The sequence below is a fragment of the Salinibacter sp. 10B genome (genome assembly GCF_002954405.1).
Lineage (GTDB): Bacteria > Bacteroidota > Rhodothermia > Rhodothermales > Salinibacteraceae > Salinibacter.
This window is the reverse complement of record NZ_MQWC01000004.1, coordinates 470,065-485,692: the sequence shown is the minus strand read 5'-3', so window position 1 is coordinate 485,692 and position 15,628 is coordinate 470,065. Positions and strand designations below refer to the sequence as shown.

Here is a 15,628-nt window from a genome sequence, read left to right as displayed (position 1 = left end):
GCCGTATTGCCCAGAAGTCTCGCGAGGCGTCGAACGCCAACGAGTGACGTCAAAACAGTCGCTTAGTTCGAAACAGCGCCCTGTTCCCAGCCCTCGCTGAAGATGTGATCGTCTGGCAGGCCGGCGTCCCGAAGCGCTGATTGGGTGTCGACGACCATTTGCGGCACCCCGCAAATGTAAGCGTGCGGTGCGTCCAGGCTACCGAGTGCAGAATCGAGGTGGTCCTGCACGTATCCGGTACGCCCATTCCAGGACGTATCGGACAGAACATACTCAACGGTAAGGTTGGGATGGCTGGCAGACAGACGGTCGAGTGTAGGGCGGTACATCAGGTCCGCGGGAGATCGTTCTCCGTAAAGGAGTACGGCATGTCCCGAGTCCTCAGCTAAATACTGCTCCAGCATCGCCATCATGGGAGTCAGGCCCGTCCCCGTCGCCAGAAAGGCTGCGTCACGAGCTGGATCCCGGAGGTGGAGGTTGCCGGAGGGGGGCATAACCGAGATCGTATCGCCGACTGTTCGTTCATGCAGCCACACCGAACAGGTGCCTCCGTCGTATTGCTTGACGGCCAGAACGAGGCGATCGGTTCCGGGTCCGTTGACGGGAGAGTAGGGGCGGTATACGACTCCGTCTTGGTCAGATTCGTACCGCACGCTGACGTGCTGGCCGGGCGTATGGGTGAAGGTATGTCCATCCACCTCAAGCACAAGTTGGCGAACGCGTGGGGTCAGAGAGTAGGTGGCAGCAACTGTGGCGCTGAGCAGATCGAGGGCCATAGAAGCAGAAAATTGAGAATCTGTGTTAACGCTCCGAGATCTACTCCTTCGGTGAGAAGGCCCCCACGCGGCGTGGTCTCACAGTTTCCCCGGCCGGCCGTACAGGCACTGGCAGGGGCGGAGAGCCGTCAATCGCTGGAGGGAGAACGACAGTCTAAGCCAGGGGACGGTCGAGGCTGTTGACGTAGTTGGACACCGCAGCATCATCGCTCACAAACGTAATACGCTCATAGCGAGGTTGACCAATCCACGGGTGATCGGCGGTGGCGTCATCGTCGGTAAGAACCGTCTCGGTTTTCGCATCTTCGAAAATAGCAATCCGGCCCTCAATTGGTGCCTCGCGAAGGGCAGTGCGGAGCTCGTCAACGGTACGATACTGCCCTACTTCTTCAATTGTCTCCGCCTCGGGGGACGATACCTGCGCTCGGGCCGAGTGGACCCGAACCTGGATCCGGTTCGCGTCTGTCTCCCGGACAAGTTGAAATAGAGCGGGGGTCGGTGAAGCAGGGGTCGAGTCGGGATCCGGGCCCGACGGGGAGCGGACTTCTTGCCCCGTTTCGGTAGGGGGCTGGTTGCCGTGATGAGAACCAACGGAGGTGAGGTCGTCAGGAAGATCGTCCATGGATATCCAGAAGGGCGTCATTAGTGGTTCACTCCTCGGGGGAGTATGATAACGAGCCCGTTCGGGCGAGGATACGGGCCAACTATGATTCATCAATGAAGGCTTTGAGGGGGGGCAGCGGACCATCCGAGACAGATGCCCATAGGCCTATTGAGTTATGGTCCCTTTCGGGCAGCTGGACTGACTATGTCCTATCGGCGCAACTACATGTTTGTTGTGGGGAGTGTTGCGCTTGCATTGATACTCCTCCAGTCCCTTTGTGCGAAGGCCCAAGGCCTATCGGAATCCACCGTCCGCGAGGCCGGAGAAACGGTAAATTTGTTCAAGACAATTGATTCGCGTCAGTCTATCGACGGCGCCGTCTTAGAGCTCCCGCCGGAATGGGAGCTCCGGGAGGTGCGCGTGCTCCGGTACGGGACGGAGCCTGTGAGCTTTGACCGTCGACCACGCGACCAGGCGGGAGGAGATTTGCTCGTTCTGGACCGTGCCATCAGGGGGCCTCTCGAATTTATTGTTCGCGTACAGTTGCCCGACCAGACAGGACGCTTCGAGTGGACGCTCAGTCCCTTCGTCTGGGAGAAAAAGGCGGACCCTGCGAGTCAGCGCCAGGTGCGCCGGGTTCTGGAGCGGCAAGGTCGTGTGGACGTCCGCGCTGTCTCGTCCGCCGAACGAGGCAACCATGCGCTTGATCTCAGCGGAGCCTCGACCCCCCTCCTTCTTCGAGCCGGCCAGCTTCCGCCTCTAGGGCGCGCGTCGTCATTTACCATTGAGTTTTGGATGCAAACCAATGGGCTCGATGAGGTCGTGCTATCGACGTGGAGCGGGAATGAAGCCGTAGCTTATCCTGCCGAGTTTATCGTAGATCGGAGCGGGCGTCTTCGGTTCTACAGTGGCCGACCCGGTCAACATCAGGCTCTGCGTTCGGGGACACCTGTAGCAGACGGCAGATGGCACCACATCGCAGCGGTCTATGAGGCGAAGCGATCTCGGCTGCGACTGATCGTGAACGGCACGGCGACTGATTCTCTGCAAGGTCGGGTGCCGGTTGCGCCCGGTCCAGTGCCGATGGCGCTTGGGGGGCGGGTGCATCGAAAAGAAATGACGGAATCGGAGCAACGTCCCTTGTACTCAGGGCGGTTGGACGAACTCCGCATCTGGAAGGAAGCTCGGTCTCCCCGAATGCTTCGCCGCATGAGGAACCGTCCTCTGCCGAATTCAGACAAGCAGGAAGACCGCCGCGTTCGCCTTGGTTTTGAAGAAGAGGGGCGAGCGGTCGTGAACGCATGGCCCGACGGGGCCCGGCGCGTTCCGGTTACGCTCTCGCTGCAATCGGGGCTGCGTCACCTGAGGGCGAAGGCGGACGGCCGTTCGGTGACCCTTCGATGGAAGGCGCAGGCGTCGGAGGGACACACATTTCTCGTGGAGCGATCCACGAACGGGGAGCATTTCACGACCGTTGCCGAACTTTCTCCTTCTACGGTGACGGTGGCTCCTCAGGGGACTCCCGCGGGAGGGGACGAATTTGTCTACACCGATTCGAAAGTGGCCGGCCAGGTCGTCTATTATCGAGTGCGGCAACAAAGGCGGAATGGATCGGATCGCCTTTCGGGCACCATTAAAATTGGTCTTGGGGCGGTTCCACAGGAGCAGACGTCAGTAAGGCTCATCGGCAACTTTCCGAATCCTTTTGCCGAGACGACGACGATTGCCTATGATGTTCGTTCCCCTCAGACGGTTACTCTCACCGTGTGGAATCTGAAGGGGCACCGTATTGCTGAACTCGCAACGGGAAGGAAAGAGCCCGGATACCACGACGTATCGTTCAGTGCGGAGGATCTTCCGAGCGGGACATATTTTGTGCGCCTGAAAACGCAGAATGGGACGGACTCACACCGAATGGTCGTGCTGAAATAGTGTATCAACTTGGGAGGGGCAGCCGGCATGCCTCACAAGAATGTCGTCTCACGACCATTCCGGGGCCGAAACTGCACCAGGGCGGGCATCCGTAGACTTTCTGAGCTAGCTCGTATGTTTTGGGACTGATATTTTATCCGACAGATCATGGAGCTTACGTACTTTGGGCATTCGACCTTTCAGATTGAAACGGAGAGCACGACTCTGCTCTTCGATCCCTTTTTCGAAGACAACCCACACACTGAGACGACCCCCGACGCGTTGGCCCCCGACGTTGTGCTCGTCTCCCACGCTCACTTCGACCACTACGCCGACGTGGAGGCCTTTGCCGGGCCGGACGGCCCCCTGGTGCTTAGTAATTTTGAGATCATCTCTCGGGTTGGAGAGGACTACGACCACGAAAACGTACAGCCCCTGAATGAGGGAGGGACTGTGGACTTTGAGTGGGGATCCGTCGAGGCCGTTCATGCGCGTCACACGTCCAGCTTCCCGGACGGATCGTACGGCGGGGTGCCCGAAGGATTCGTGCTCGAGTTTGATGAGCGGACGGTGTACTATGCCGGCGACACGGCTCCGTTCGCTGAAATGGAGTGGATTGGCGATCTGTACGATGTCGACCTGATGCTTGCTCCGGTCGGCGATGTGGTGACGATGGGCGTAGACGGGGCGATTCACGCCGCAGACATGACCGATGCTGATGCGGTCGTGCCCATTCACTACAATACGTTCCCGTTCATTCAGGTGGATATTGAAGAGGTTGCAGAGAGCATTGAGGATGCTGGAGTTACATGCCACCAGTTGGATCCCAACTCCACCTTGTCCCTGTAAGGGATTCTTCTATGTCGCCGGCACCCGGGCTGCACCCAGTTGTAGTCCGGGTGTTTTTCTTTGCCTCCTGCTCACTATTGGCTCGCGCTTGTGACAATCGGCATCCTTTCAGATACCCACGGCTATTTTCATCCCAAGCTCATTGACGACCTTGACGGCGTGGACCTAATCCTTCATGCCGGGGACGTAGGCGACCTCGGAATCTTGGATGGGCTGGGGACGGTGGCGCCCGTACGGGCCGTGTGGGGCAATATCGACGACGCTGGCAGTCGGCGTCGCCTCTCCGAGCACGAGCGGTTTACGGTGGAGGGGCTCGACGTGTGGATGACTCACATTGCAGGCCGACCCGGACGTTGGCAGAACGGAATGGGGGAGAAGCTATCGGAAGATCCGCCGGATATTTTGATCTGTGGCCACAGTCACATCCTCCGCGTCGAACGGGTCGACCGCCTCGGGGGCATGCTCTTCGTTAATCCTGGAGCGGCAGGCAAACACGGCTTCCATGAACGCAAGACCTGCCTTCGCCTCACAATTCGCGACGGAACGCCCAAGCAAATGGAGGTGATTCATCTCGACGCTGAAGACTGAATGGGCGCGGGCTCACACGAGTGATGAGGCCCCTGTAGGGGGGCGTGCCGGGCTCTGCAAGAGCAGACGGCCGAGGCGATTCTCCAGTTCGGTTCGCAGGAATGTGGCGAGATCGCGTCCCAGGTAGGGGGCGCAGGAGGTGCTGGAGACAGCACGTGCGGGCAGACAGTACGAGAATCGGTGGGATGATCCGTCCTGAACTGTGCACAGAGCGTCAAAGGCGTGTTTGCCCGTTTGCTCCACCTTGATGTGAGCGCGCATGTTCGTCAGGCCACGGCAACGGACACACATGCGCATTACACTTGTGTCCTGTGTGGCTTCCACATGGTCCAGCGCCAAGCACTGGCAAAAAACACTGGCATCGTACCGTTCGTCACATTCCGTGGGCAAGACGGACTCCACCACATTGTACAGGGATGTGGCAAGCTGGTACGAGGGGGCATCCGAAGAGGAAAAGCGGTGGGGCAATCGGGCCTGCATGGGGACGAAAATAGTCATCTCCAGAATGTGCGGAAGGCGACGTCTGGGCCGCCTGATCAGAGACTATATAATGACACGAAATTGGAGAACGCCACAATAGCACATATGGCGCTTTTGCATGTAGGGAATTGTCCCACACTCGCAGGTGCCGTATATGCAGCAGGGGGCCAGTCTCCCGTGTCGGGCTAGAGTGGAAAACAGGATCGGGCGCTAATGGGCTACGGAACGGGGGGAGTCCAAATCGTCTGCTTATTTTGTGTTGTTACGCATTGGAACCCGTTACATTGATTGCCGACATGGTACGAACGGAGGTCTTTTTTTTCCTGGACTCCTGGGGACAAAACGAATGAGCGAAGGGAAATACCAGGGGGGAGCAGCGCGTCTGTTGTGAGCATTCCAGTCTCCTGGAGCCGACGACGATCGCTGAGAAAATGCTCCCGAGAGAAGGTCGTGGAGGGGAGCTACGACAATGATCTCTCAAGTGATGGAGGGCCTCTTCAGTGCTGCACACAGATTCGCGAGGACCCGTCTCGCTCTTGAGCCGTGGGGCGTTCCGCAGGAGTTCCAGAAGATGCCGGTTCATTCGAGCTCCGCATACTCCGTTCGGGAATGATCCCCCCTCATCCCCCCGAATCCTGCGCGGGGGGCGGTATCGAAGTAGAAATGCAGGGGCCCGAGTGAGATTGCTCTTATGCCCTAGAAGAGGGCCGATATCAAATCCGGGAGTTTGCTCCCAGCCATGAAAATGGTTTGTAGCGCCATTGGACTCCAAGGGCGCTACCGAGGCCACTTCATTCAGCGCAGGAACGGACCTTTTCCTCTCCTGTCAAGACAGGGCCTCGTCGTACCTGAAGCCTGCAACCGGACCTCGTATGAAAGCGAGCTTTCCCAAACGACATGCAGGATTAGCATCGGGATCCCCAGGATGCCTCACACGGGGACTACACCGTTGGGAGGAAAAGGGCACGGGGCCCGAAGTCCTCCGGGGGATGGGGAGCAACGGTGCTGAGCTAGAGGATGTACTGGCTCAAGTCGCGGCTGGAAGCAATTGAGCTGAGCCGGTCCTTGACCATCTCCGCGTCTACCGTCACACTGCTGCCGGGCGGAATCTCTTCCGGTACGTCAAAGAGCAGGTCTTCCAAAAGAGTGGTGAGGACCGTGTGGAGTCGTCGTGCACCGATGTTTTCCACGTCGGCATTCACCTGCGCGGCAATCTTGGCCAGTTCCCGTACGCCGTCATCCTCAAACTCGATGCTCACGTTTTCCGAGCGCAGAAGGGCCCGGTACTGTTTGATGAGGGCGTTCTTGGGTTTGGTGAGAATCTCATAGAAGTCCTCCTCATCGAGGTTGTTGAGTTCGACCCGAATGGGGAAGCGGCCCTGCAGTTCGGGAATGAGATCACTGGGCTTAGAGGCGTGAAAGGCGCCGCTGGCGACGAAAAGGATGTGGTCGGTTTTCACCATGCCGTGCTTCGTCTGCACGTTTGACCCCTCCACGATGGGAAGGAGGTCGCGCTGTACACCCTGCCGGGACACGCCTTGTCCCGCGCCTCCATCGTCTCGGGTACGAGTACCGGCCGCAACCTTGTCAATCTCGTCTACGAACACGATGCCGGCCTGCTGGACGCGCTCCAGGGCGTCTTCTTTCACCTGATCCATGTCGATCAGCTTTTGGGCCTCCTCCTGGGTCAGAATCTCTCGGGCCTCTTCCACCGTAACCCGGCGTGTCTTCTGTTTGCCGCCGCCCCCGAGATTGCCAAAGAGCTCCTCCAGGTCGACGCCCATTTCCTCCATGCCCATTGGGCCAAATACCTGCATCATCGACGAGGAGTCGGTGCTCACCTCAATCTCAATTTCGCGGTCATCCAGGTCGCCGCGCTCCAGCTTGTTGCGAAACTTCTCGCGCGTGCGCTGCCGGAGGCTGCTGTTTTCGGAGGAGGACTCCGTAGTCGTGGACGGCTCGACCTGGAATCCAGGATCGTTCTCCGAGGCCCCATTGCCGGCACGTTGATCCTGGGGGGGAATGAGAATATCCAGGATGCGCTCTTCGGCCAGCTCCCGGGCCCGATCCTGCACTTCTTCCTTGTGCTCCTCCTGCACCATGTTTACGGCAATGTCCGTGAGGTCGCGGATCATACTGTCCACATCACGCCCCACATACCCCACCTCCGTAAACTTGGAGGCTTCCACCTTAATGAACGGCGCCCGGGCCAGCCGCGCGAGCCGCCGCGCGATCTCAGTCTTTCCCACGCCGGTGGGGCCGATCATGATGATGTTGTTCGGCATGATCTCGTCCCGCATCTCCTTGGGCGCGTTCTGTCGGCGCCACCGGTTGCGCAGGGCGATGGCGACGTTCTTCTTCGCGTCTTCCTGGCCAATGATGTACTTGTCCAACTCCTCAACAATTTGTCGGGGCGTCAGGTCTTCGACGTGCTCGGTCGCGCTAGGCATAAACTGGGGAACGGAAAACGATTTGGTCAGAGAACAGGAAGGAGAGGATCGAACCGCTCGGTGAAAGGCTTATCGGGAGTCCTCCCCCGTGGACGGCGCCGAGGCGTCCTCGTCTGTGGCAGACGATCCATCGGTCCCCTCAGAGGACATTGCGGGCTCAGCATCGGCGGTCGAGTCCTCGGGATCCGCCGAAAGTGCCTCATCGATCGCGTATTCGTCGTAGTCGTATGGCTCGTAGGCCTCATCGGGAGCCTCAGTGGGAGCCTCATCAGTCCCAGGGGATGCAGTTGAGCCAGAGGAGGAGCGCTCTGTGGAATCTGAAGACGAACGGGACGCTGTCCGGTCCCCGTTCTGGATGGCGCGCACGTCGGGGTGGTCGTCGTGGACAATGAGCACCGTATAGTCGTAGGGGTATCCACTTCGCTTTTCGAGTCGAACGGCGCCGGCAGCCTCCAACTCGCTTACCAGTGCCTTTGGATCTTCATCAGGGCCTAGAATCTCCGACAGCTTTCGAAGGAGAGGCGTTAGGTACACTTCTTCGTATTGGCCAAAGTGCTCCTCCGTAATTTCGATTGCCCGGCGGGTGGACGGGTCGGTGAGCTCCTCGTGACGCTGATTCGACGAGGAGGCGTCGTAGCTTTTTCCGTTTCTGGGCGCATTGGCCAGGAGGTCTTCCCGTGAATCGGGGCTCAACAGGTTGCGGGCGTCGAGGTAGAGGCCACTTTCCACGTATCGGTCCGTCTGAGGAGGGTTGACGGCAGCAACGAGAGCCCGGCGTCCGTGCTCTCGGATGGTCCGTACGAGGGGGAGATACGGACGGTCGCCCGTGACAATCACCACCGTTTGCACATCCGGACGCTCCTGCAGAAACTGGGTCACCTCAATGGTAAGCTGGATCTCGGAGGTATTGCCCTGCATGGCGGCCGGAACGTAGGCCGGATTGATGCCGTGGCGGTGAAGTTCGGCGGGAACGCCAGAATCTTCGGTGTCGAGCAATACATCGAAGGGACCGTAGGCACGGCCGAGAATGGTTGGAGTATCATCGCCCTCTTCGAGATAGCGTTGTACCTCGTCGAGGATCTCTGTTGCGTACTCGCTGGTCTTTGCGTCTTTGGAGCTCTGAGAGGTGAGAACGGAATATAAATTCTCGTAGTCAACAAACATTGCCGCGTGTGCAGAGCGGTCGTGCGTCTGATCGTGGGTCATTGTATGTATTTATCAGTGTGTATTGGACTGAAAGCACGCCGGTGGGGGCGCAGAACATCGTGCATTCGTTCGGGTCCCGGTACGACGGGGGAGACGAGGAGCATAAATGTGCCGATGAGTAAGATGGGACACGTCTCCCGTTTCGTATGCCTCTCCGTGGGAGGGAGCTGGGTTGTCATTGGACCGCAATGACAGGGCTAATTCGATTCGGCGTCAATCTCGAGGATCGTCTGATTGCTGTTGGTATAGATGCAAATGTCAGCGGCAATCGACAGGCCCTTCTCGACGATTTCGCGGGCCGAGAAACTCTCCCCATTTTCCAGGAAAGCGCGCGTGGCAGCAAGGGCATAGGGTCCTCCAGAGCCGATGGCTACAATATTATCGTCCGGTTCGATCACGTCGCCACTCCCACTAATTAGCAGGAGGCGTCGGGCGGAAGCCACTGCCAGTAACGCTTCAAGCTTTCGGAGGTACCGGTCCGTGCGCCATTCCTTTGCCAGCTCCACAGCGGCACGGGTGACATTTCCGCCGTACTCCTGGAGTTTCTCCTCAAACCGCTCGAACAGCGTGAAGGCATCTGCCGTGGAGCCCGCGAAGCCAGCAATGATGTCCCCGCCGTAGAGCTCACGTACCTTTTCCGCCTTGTGCTTCATAACGGTTTCGCCCATAGTGGCCTGGCCGTCTGAGCCAAGGGCGATTTTCCCGTTGTGGCGGACGCCGAGGACCGTAGTGCCGTGCGGAGTGTCGGAGGCAGAACCCATCGAGATCGACTACAGCGTGTTGGGAGAGACGAAGGCGACCGGGATCATTCTCTACGACGAGAATTCCCGAACGAGGAAAACCAAAGGTTTCTTCTCCCAAAACGATTGGCCGGAAGGGGAGTTCGTCTACTCGGGGGCCTTAGGGGCTGTAGGGACGGTATTTGTCGAACTTTACGCATTTGCTGCCGCCTACTACAGCGGCAGGCGCGCAAGAGCATTTACGAGGACGTCCTGAGCCGACCGGACCTGATTTCCCTCGGCAAGGTGGTGGTTGCAGAAAATGGAGAAGGCAAGGGGAGTGCCACGTTCAGACGTAACGTACCCACTCAGGCTACTAGTATTAGAGAGGGTGCCTGTTTTGGCGCGGACGTTTGCGTGTGCGGGAGCATTTCCCTGAAATCGATATTCGAGGGTGCCCTCTTGCCCACCTTTCGGAAGCGAGTCGTAAAAGGCAGAACTGGCTGCAGGGGCGGGGTGCGTCCACATGTACTGAAGCAGCCGCACGATGGACTGGGGCCGCACGAGGTTTTGACGGGAGAGGCCGGACCCATCGACGAGTTGGATACGGCTCGTGTCTACTCGTGCTGCTGCGAGCGTCTTCCGAACTGATTTGACGCCAAGGGCGGACGAGCCAGGCTTGAGATCCTCGGTTGTCTGCGGAGGGACCTCCACGGCCAACGTTCGCAGGATTTGCTCCGCGTACAGGTTTTGGCTTTCGTGGTTGAGCGTGCGGACGATCTGCCGAAGGGGCTTCGAGGTGTAGGACGCCACAGGGCGAACGAGGTCGGAATCGTATTGCACCGTCGTGGCCGTTTCGTCAAGGTCTGCCGGCGTGCCGCCCACCGAAATTCCTTCCCGAAGGAGAACCTCGCGCAGGACGTGGACGAAGTACAGCGTGGGATTGGTGATGGTAATGGATTCAGTCTCTTCCCGGTTGGGGTGGACTTTCGTCCGAACGTGAATCGTGTTGGTTCCCATAATGCGCTGGTACTTCTCGTCGTCCTCAGTGCGCCAGGGAATGGTGCGGGAGCGATTTACCACGTTCACGTAGTCGGTGTCGAAGGGCTCCCACGTGATTTTGGCAGGTTGGCCGACCTCCTGTCCGAGCACGTGAAGGTCGACGGTGTTCTCGTTGAAGACCAGTCCGCCAATCTCGGCCGCGTACGCGTAGGAGATGTCGCTCCAACTCCAGCCGTGGCCCAGGGGCGTGTCGTCCATGCGGTTGTCGTCCCCAATAATGTTACCGGAGATGTGAGTAATTCCCAGCGCCTTGAGAGAGTCGGCCCATTGGCGGAACACCCGCGTAGGATCGTCGCGTTGCTCGTAGCCGCCAATGGTGGGATCGCCACTGCCGCGGACAATGAGATTTCCCTTCAGCGTGCCGTCTTCGATAGGACCGTCGGCGTAGACGCGGGTTCGAAAGCGATAGTCGGCGGTCAGTTGGTCGAGGGCGGCGGCAGTGGTGAGCAGCTTCACGTTCGAGGCCGGGACGAAATTGCTCTGCGCATTTTTCGAGTACAGGACGGTCCCGGACCGTAGATTGACGATGTGAACGCCCCAGTATGCGCCTTCGAATGGTTCAGTGTCCAGGGTTTGGGAGATGGTCTCCGTCAACTCTTCGGCCGCGGCGGATTCGGAGTACGGGGCCTGGCCGGCGGCAGACAGGGGAAGACAGGCCGCAAAGAAGACGAGTGCGGCAACAGGACGGCGGAGGGAGGGACAACAGAACGTGAGCATGGGGCTATCCGATCGAGCGAGAGTCGAGCTGTCGGCGGGCTGAGTCCGGAGTGCTCAGGATGACGAAGGCATACCCAATCTCGTGAAGAGAGACGGCAGGTTCAAGGTAAATTCGAAGCTCGCTTCGGCCCGGCTGCACTATGACGGAGTCTACCGTGCCGATGGCCCGGCCGGGGGGGAAGACAGCGCTGTGTCCGCTCGTGACGACCTGCTGACCGGCTTCGACCGGCTCTGTTTTTACGACGTGTTCGAGGAGGAGGCGGTCGTGACGTTCGCCCTCCCAGCGAACGATTCCTTCCGTTTGGAGGGGAACGATCGTTCCCGGCACACGGAAATCCGTATTCAAATACGGCATCACTCGGGAATAGTCGTCGCTTGTGAGCATCACGGTCCCCACGATGCCGCCTTCGTGGACGACCGGCATGCCCTCTTTCACCCCGTCCGCTGCTCCGACGTCGAGCGTCAAGAAGTTTTCTTGGTGGAAAATGTCTTTCGTAACGATGCGGGCGGCCACCATTTGAGCCGAACTGCTGTCCCGGAGGTTGAGCAATCGTTCCAGCTCTCGGTTTTGCATCCGGACCGATCGGGTTCGGGCCACCTTGCTCGACAATTCGACGTTTCGACGGCGGAGCTCTTGGTTTTCTTCCAGAGCACGCAGATAGCCCCCCATCCAGGCAAAGCTATTTTCCACCTGGGCGGTAACTTCGAGCGCCTGGGCGCGCAGGGCCCGGCTCAACGGTTGATTCTGACCGAGCATCGTGACGACTGAGAGGAAGAGCAGTCCCGCAAGCAGGATCCAATCAAGCAGCTGGGATCGGAGGTCCATCGCAACGGGAGAGCCTGTCGAGGAGAAGAGGATGGGGGAGGGTCGTCGACAGAACGCCAAAGACGGCCAACCGGCAACAACTGCGGTCCACCGTTTTACTGCTCGTACGTCGCGATCTACAGCAGGCGTTAGGCTAGGGGGCGTGCACAACTGAGTGCCCAGAGATCGTCGATAGTACATCGGGATCTCCTCCGATCCTTGCGGCCTGCGACTGAGGGGGAGGGCCAAAAGGGCCGGAGCGTCGACCGTCGCCGATAGCGTTCACAAGTGCCAAAGTGAGGGGGGCACGACCACTAGGTCAATACGCGCTCGTAGTCTTCGAGGTTTTCCAATACCTCTCCGGTGCCGCGTACCACGGCCGTCAAGGGGTCTTCGGCCACGTATACCGGCAGTTCAACCCGGTCGCGCAACATTTTGTCGATGCCTTCGAGCATGGCCCCACCGCCCGTCATCATGATGCCGCGCTCCAATACGTCGGCCCCGAGCTCCGGCGGCGTGCGTTCGAGGGCGCGCAGTACAGCCGCACTAATCTGGTCGAGGTTGTCGTGGAGGGCTTCTCGCACGTTGACGGACGAGATGGTTCGCAGCTTCGGAATGCCGCTGACCAGGTCACGTCCTTTCACCGACAGCTCCAGTTCGGTATCCAGTTCGATGGCACTACCAATCTCGCATTTGATACGCTCGGCCGTTCGGGACCCAATCAGAAGGTTGTGGTTGCGCTTGAAGTATTGCATGATGGCGTTGTCGAGCTCCGACCCCCCGACGCGCAACGACTCATCGATCACGATGCCGGAAAGGGCAATCACGGCAATCTCGGTGGTACCACCGCCGATGTCGACGACCATGTTGCCCACGGCTTCACTAATGTCGAGGCCGATGCCAATCGCTGCGGCCATCGGCTCGGCCACGAGGTTGACTTTTTTGGCGCCAGCATGCTCAGCGGAGTCTCGTACGGCCCGTTTTTCCACCTCGGTAATCCCGCTCGGCACGCATACCACCATACTCCGAATGGACGTGAGCCAGTTTTTCTTCACCTTCTTCAGTAGGCCCTGGATCATCTGTTCGGCCACCTTGAAGTCGGCAATCACGCCATCCTTGAGTGGCCAGATGGTCTCAATGTCCTTATGGGTACGCTCATGCATCTGTAGGGCTTCGTAGCCAAGCTCGCGAACCTCGCGCGTGTTGTGGTCCACGGCCACGATGCTTGGCTCATTCAGGACGATACCTTCGCCGCGGATGTAGACCAGTGTGTTGGCCGTGCCCAGGTCGATGGCCACGTCCTGTGAGAAATTGAAAAACATCTATCCTGGGGAGTACGTGTTCGGTCACAAAACGAATGAGCGGGGGAGAGGCAGGTCCCGTCCTTAATCATATGGGCTAGAGGGCGGGCGTCCAAGTCTCCGGATGGAGTCACGGGCAGTGGAAAAGTGGGCCTATTCGTGTCGCCTCCAAATGTTCAAAGGGGAGACCGGCGCGTTTTTGGATGCATCATCTCGACAAGAGCCTGATACATCGCCGCAGTAGTGTTGGTATGACACGCTGGGATGATGAAGAGAGACGAATCCCTTCGCTCACGAAAAGACGGTCCGGCACAATCGGAGAGCGGTGGGAAGAGGGACGGGAAACACAGGGCGACCCCAAGAAGGGGGAGCCTCCGTTGCTGCTCGGCAATCGATCAGCTGAAAAAGGAGATCGAGTCGAGTCCACGTTCAAAACGTCCGGGAATACAGCTAGTTTTGGAGGGACAGTGCCTGCGACGTCAGAATTTCTACACAAGGGCCTCCGGGGTCTGTTCGACCGTCCCGATTACGAGACGCGGATCAGGCGCGCCATCGACCGCTGAAGGTCAGAGCGGATCCAACTCCGATCCGGGGATTCTAGTGTCGAAAGTGGCGCTGACCGGTAAAGACCATCGCGACGTCGTATGCATTAGCGGCGTCGATCACCTCGTCGTCTCGGATGGAGCCGCCCGGTTGGATGGCTGCACGGGCCCCTTCCTCCGCTGCGGCTTCCAGCCCGTCGGCGAATGGGAAGAATGCATCGGACGCTACCACGGAGCCGCTAAGGTCAAGTTCCGATTTTCCGGCTTTATGGACCGCAATCTCCGACGAGTCGATCCGGCTCATCTGCCCGGCGCCAATTCCGAGGGTGGCTCTGTCACGCGCATACACGATGGCATTGCTCTTCACGTGTTTGCAGACCCGCCAGGCAAAGTCGAGGTCCTTCCGCTCGGCGTCGGTAGGGGAGCGGTCGGTGGCAACGTCCCAGTGATCGATTTGGTCGAACGGGGGGAGGACCGGGTCACGCGTCTGCACAAGCAGACCACCGAGAACCGAGCGCACGTCGAGCCGGTCGGTATCGCGAGCCGCCGCTACGTGGCGGACCACCCGCCGACGATCGTTTTCGGCCAAGAAATCCACGACGCCGGGCTCAAACTCAGGCGCGATGATGATCTCAGTGAAGATCTCGTCGATTGCCTCAGCGGTGGCACGGTCCAGGGCGTTGTTTACGATCACGATGCCGCCGTACGGCGATTGCCGGTCCGTAGCAAATGCACGATCCCAGGCCGTCTCCAGAGCGTCGGCCGTAGCTACCCCACTGGGATTGGTATGCTTGAGGATAGCACACGTCGGCTCTGCGTCCCGAAACTCGTCGATCAACGAGAGGGCGGCGCTGATGTCGTTGAGATTGTTGTACGAGAGGTCGGCCCCGTGAATTTGTTCGAAGAAGCGTTCGGGGTGGCCGTAAAGCGCTCCGTCCTGATGCGGGTTCTCGCCATAGCGAAGAGACTCGGCGCGGGGAAGAGAGAGGCGGAGGGGGTTGGGAAGAGACGTGGACGCCTCCGTGTCCGCCGAGTCCTCGGTCGCTGATAGATATTGATGAATAGCTTGGTCGTACGTCGCCGTGTGAGCAAAGGCGTCGGTGGCTAGGCCCCTGCGCGTCGGTTTGGAGAGATGCCCATCGTTTTCTTCCAGTTCCGAGGCCACGGCATCGTAGGCGTCCGGGGTAGTCACGACCCCGACAGACGCGTGGTTTTTGGCGGCGGCCCGGATCATGGTGGGGCCGCCGATGTCGACATTCGCCATCGCAGTCTCTCGGTCCGTTTCCGGATCCGACACCACGTGCTCGAATGGGTAGAGATTGCAGACGACAAGGTCGATCGGTTCATAGCCCCGTTCCTCTAGGGCCGCCATATCGGGCTCGTGGGACCGACGAGCGAGAAGGCCCGCGTGGATTGCGGGGTGAAGGGACTTTACGCGGCCCTCCAAGACTTCCGGTACCCCGGTTTCCGTGGCGACCTCCGTAACGGGCAGTCCCGCGTCTCGCAGCGTTGCGGCGGTGCCGCCCGTAGAGATGAGTTCTACGTCGAGGTCCACGAGGCGCCGGGCGAACGGAACGATGTCCGTTTTGTCGTACACGGAGAGAAGTGCACGTCGGAC

General features: G+C 59.4%; 12 protein-coding genes. 3 read left to right on the top strand and 9 right to left on the bottom strand.

All coding sequences use genetic code 11. The annotated features are described in order from the left end of the window. Positions 1 to 62: 62 nt before the first annotated feature. Together BSZ35_RS02305 and BSZ35_RS02300 are read right to left on the bottom strand one after the other, a co-directional pair. Entirely contained in the window at positions 63 to 776 is a 714-nt protein-coding gene (locus BSZ35_RS02305) for an FAD-binding oxidoreductase (protein ID WP_105010942.1), read from the bottom strand. 154 nt (positions 777 to 930) lie between these two features. Further along, a complete protein-coding gene (locus BSZ35_RS02300) occupies positions 931 to 1,398 on the bottom strand; it encodes a hypothetical protein (protein WP_146109975.1) in 468 nt (155 codons plus the stop codon). Positions 1,399 to 1,584: 186 nt separating this feature from the next. On the opposite strand from BSZ35_RS02300, the gene BSZ35_RS02295 reads away from it, so the two are divergent. The 3 genes from BSZ35_RS02295 (at position 1,585) to BSZ35_RS02285 (ending at position 4,728) form a co-directional block, all read left to right on the top strand. Then, the gene (locus tag BSZ35_RS02295) at positions 1,585 to 3,312 is read left to right on the top strand and encodes a LamG-like jellyroll fold domain-containing protein (protein WP_181149147.1); all 1,728 of its coding nucleotides are present in this window, start codon (positions 1,585 to 1,587) and stop codon (positions 3,310 to 3,312) included. Positions 3,313 to 3,459: 147 nt separating this feature from the next. Next, entirely contained in the window at positions 3,460 to 4,140 is a 681-nt protein-coding gene (locus tag BSZ35_RS02290; protein WP_105010939.1) for a metal-dependent hydrolase, read from the top strand. A 90-nt stretch (positions 4,141 to 4,230) separates the two neighbouring features. Then, a complete protein-coding gene (locus BSZ35_RS02285; protein WP_105010938.1) occupies positions 4,231 to 4,728 on the top strand; it encodes a metallophosphoesterase family protein in 498 nt (165 codons plus the stop codon). Between the two features lie 1,490 nt (positions 4,729 to 6,218). On the opposite strand, the gene hslU is transcribed toward BSZ35_RS02285, so the two are convergent. From hslU to purH, 7 genes are all read right to left on the bottom strand, one after another. Beyond that, a complete protein-coding gene (gene hslU, locus BSZ35_RS02275; RefSeq protein WP_105010936.1) occupies positions 6,219 to 7,658 on the bottom strand; it encodes an ATP-dependent protease ATPase subunit HslU in 1,440 nt (479 codons plus the stop codon). 69 nt (positions 7,659 to 7,727) lie between these two features. Then, the gene (locus tag BSZ35_RS02270; protein ID WP_105010935.1) at positions 7,728 to 8,864 is read right to left on the bottom strand and encodes an NYN domain-containing protein; all 1,137 of its coding nucleotides are present in this window, start codon (positions 8,862 to 8,864) and stop codon (positions 7,728 to 7,730) included. Between the two features lie 197 nt (positions 8,865 to 9,061). Continuing rightward, positions 9,062 to 9,625 carry an ATP-dependent protease subunit HslV gene (gene hslV / locus BSZ35_RS02265; RefSeq protein WP_105010934.1) on the bottom strand — a complete coding sequence of 188 codons (564 nt, stop codon included), beginning with the start codon at positions 9,623 to 9,625 and terminating at the stop codon, positions 9,062 to 9,064. Positions 9,626 to 9,817: 192 nt separating this feature from the next. After that, positions 9,818 to 11,362 carry a D-alanyl-D-alanine carboxypeptidase/D-alanyl-D-alanine-endopeptidase gene (dacB, locus tag BSZ35_RS02260; RefSeq protein ID WP_105010933.1) on the bottom strand — a complete coding sequence of 515 codons (1,545 nt, stop codon included), beginning with the start codon at positions 11,360 to 11,362 and terminating at the stop codon, positions 9,818 to 9,820. A gap of 4 nt (positions 11,363 to 11,366) precedes the next feature. Continuing rightward, the gene (mreC, locus tag BSZ35_RS02255) at positions 11,367 to 12,188 is read right to left on the bottom strand and encodes a rod shape-determining protein MreC (protein ID WP_181149146.1); all 822 of its coding nucleotides are present in this window, start codon (positions 12,186 to 12,188) and stop codon (positions 11,367 to 11,369) included. Positions 12,189 to 12,481: 293 nt separating this feature from the next. After that, entirely contained in the window at positions 12,482 to 13,489 is a 1,008-nt protein-coding gene (locus BSZ35_RS02250; protein ID WP_105010932.1) for a rod shape-determining protein, read from the bottom strand. A gap of 576 nt (positions 13,490 to 14,065) precedes the next feature. Then, the coding region (gene purH / locus BSZ35_RS02245) for a bifunctional phosphoribosylaminoimidazolecarboxamide formyltransferase/IMP cyclohydrolase (protein WP_219846568.1) at positions 14,066 to 15,628 on the bottom strand (1,563 nt) is incomplete at its 5' end.

Excerpts from the sequence above, each read along its gene's own strand:
- BSZ35_RS02305 (WP_105010942.1), bottom strand. The coding sequence starts at position 776 with ATGGCCCTCGATCTGCTCAGCGCCACAGTTGCTGCCACCTACTCTCTG.
- BSZ35_RS02300 (WP_146109975.1), bottom strand. The coding sequence starts at position 1,398 with ATGGACGATCTTCCTGACGACCTCACCTCCGTTGGTTCTCATCACGGC.
- BSZ35_RS02295 (WP_181149147.1), top strand. The coding sequence starts at position 1,585 with ATGTCCTATCGGCGCAACTACATGTTTGTTGTGGGGAGTGTTGCGCTT.
- BSZ35_RS02290 (WP_105010939.1), top strand. The coding sequence starts at position 3,460 with ATGGAGCTTACGTACTTTGGGCATTCGACCTTTCAGATTGAAACGGAG.
- hslU (WP_105010936.1), bottom strand. The coding sequence starts at position 7,658 with ATGCCTAGCGCGACCGAGCACGTCGAAGACCTGACGCCCCGACAAATT.
- BSZ35_RS02270 (WP_105010935.1), bottom strand. The coding sequence starts at position 8,864 with ATGACCCACGATCAGACGCACGACCGCTCTGCACACGCGGCAATGTTT.
- hslV (WP_105010934.1), bottom strand. The coding sequence starts at position 9,625 with ATGGGTTCTGCCTCCGACACTCCGCACGGCACTACGGTCCTCGGCGTC.
- dacB (WP_105010933.1), bottom strand. The coding sequence starts at position 11,362 with ATGCTCACGTTCTGTTGTCCCTCCCTCCGCCGTCCTGTTGCCGCACTC.
- mreC (WP_181149146.1), bottom strand. The coding sequence starts at position 12,188 with ATGGACCTCCGATCCCAGCTGCTTGATTGGATCCTGCTTGCGGGACTG.
- BSZ35_RS02250 (WP_105010932.1), bottom strand. The coding sequence starts at position 13,489 with ATGTTTTTCAATTTCTCACAGGACGTGGCCATCGACCTGGGCACGGCC.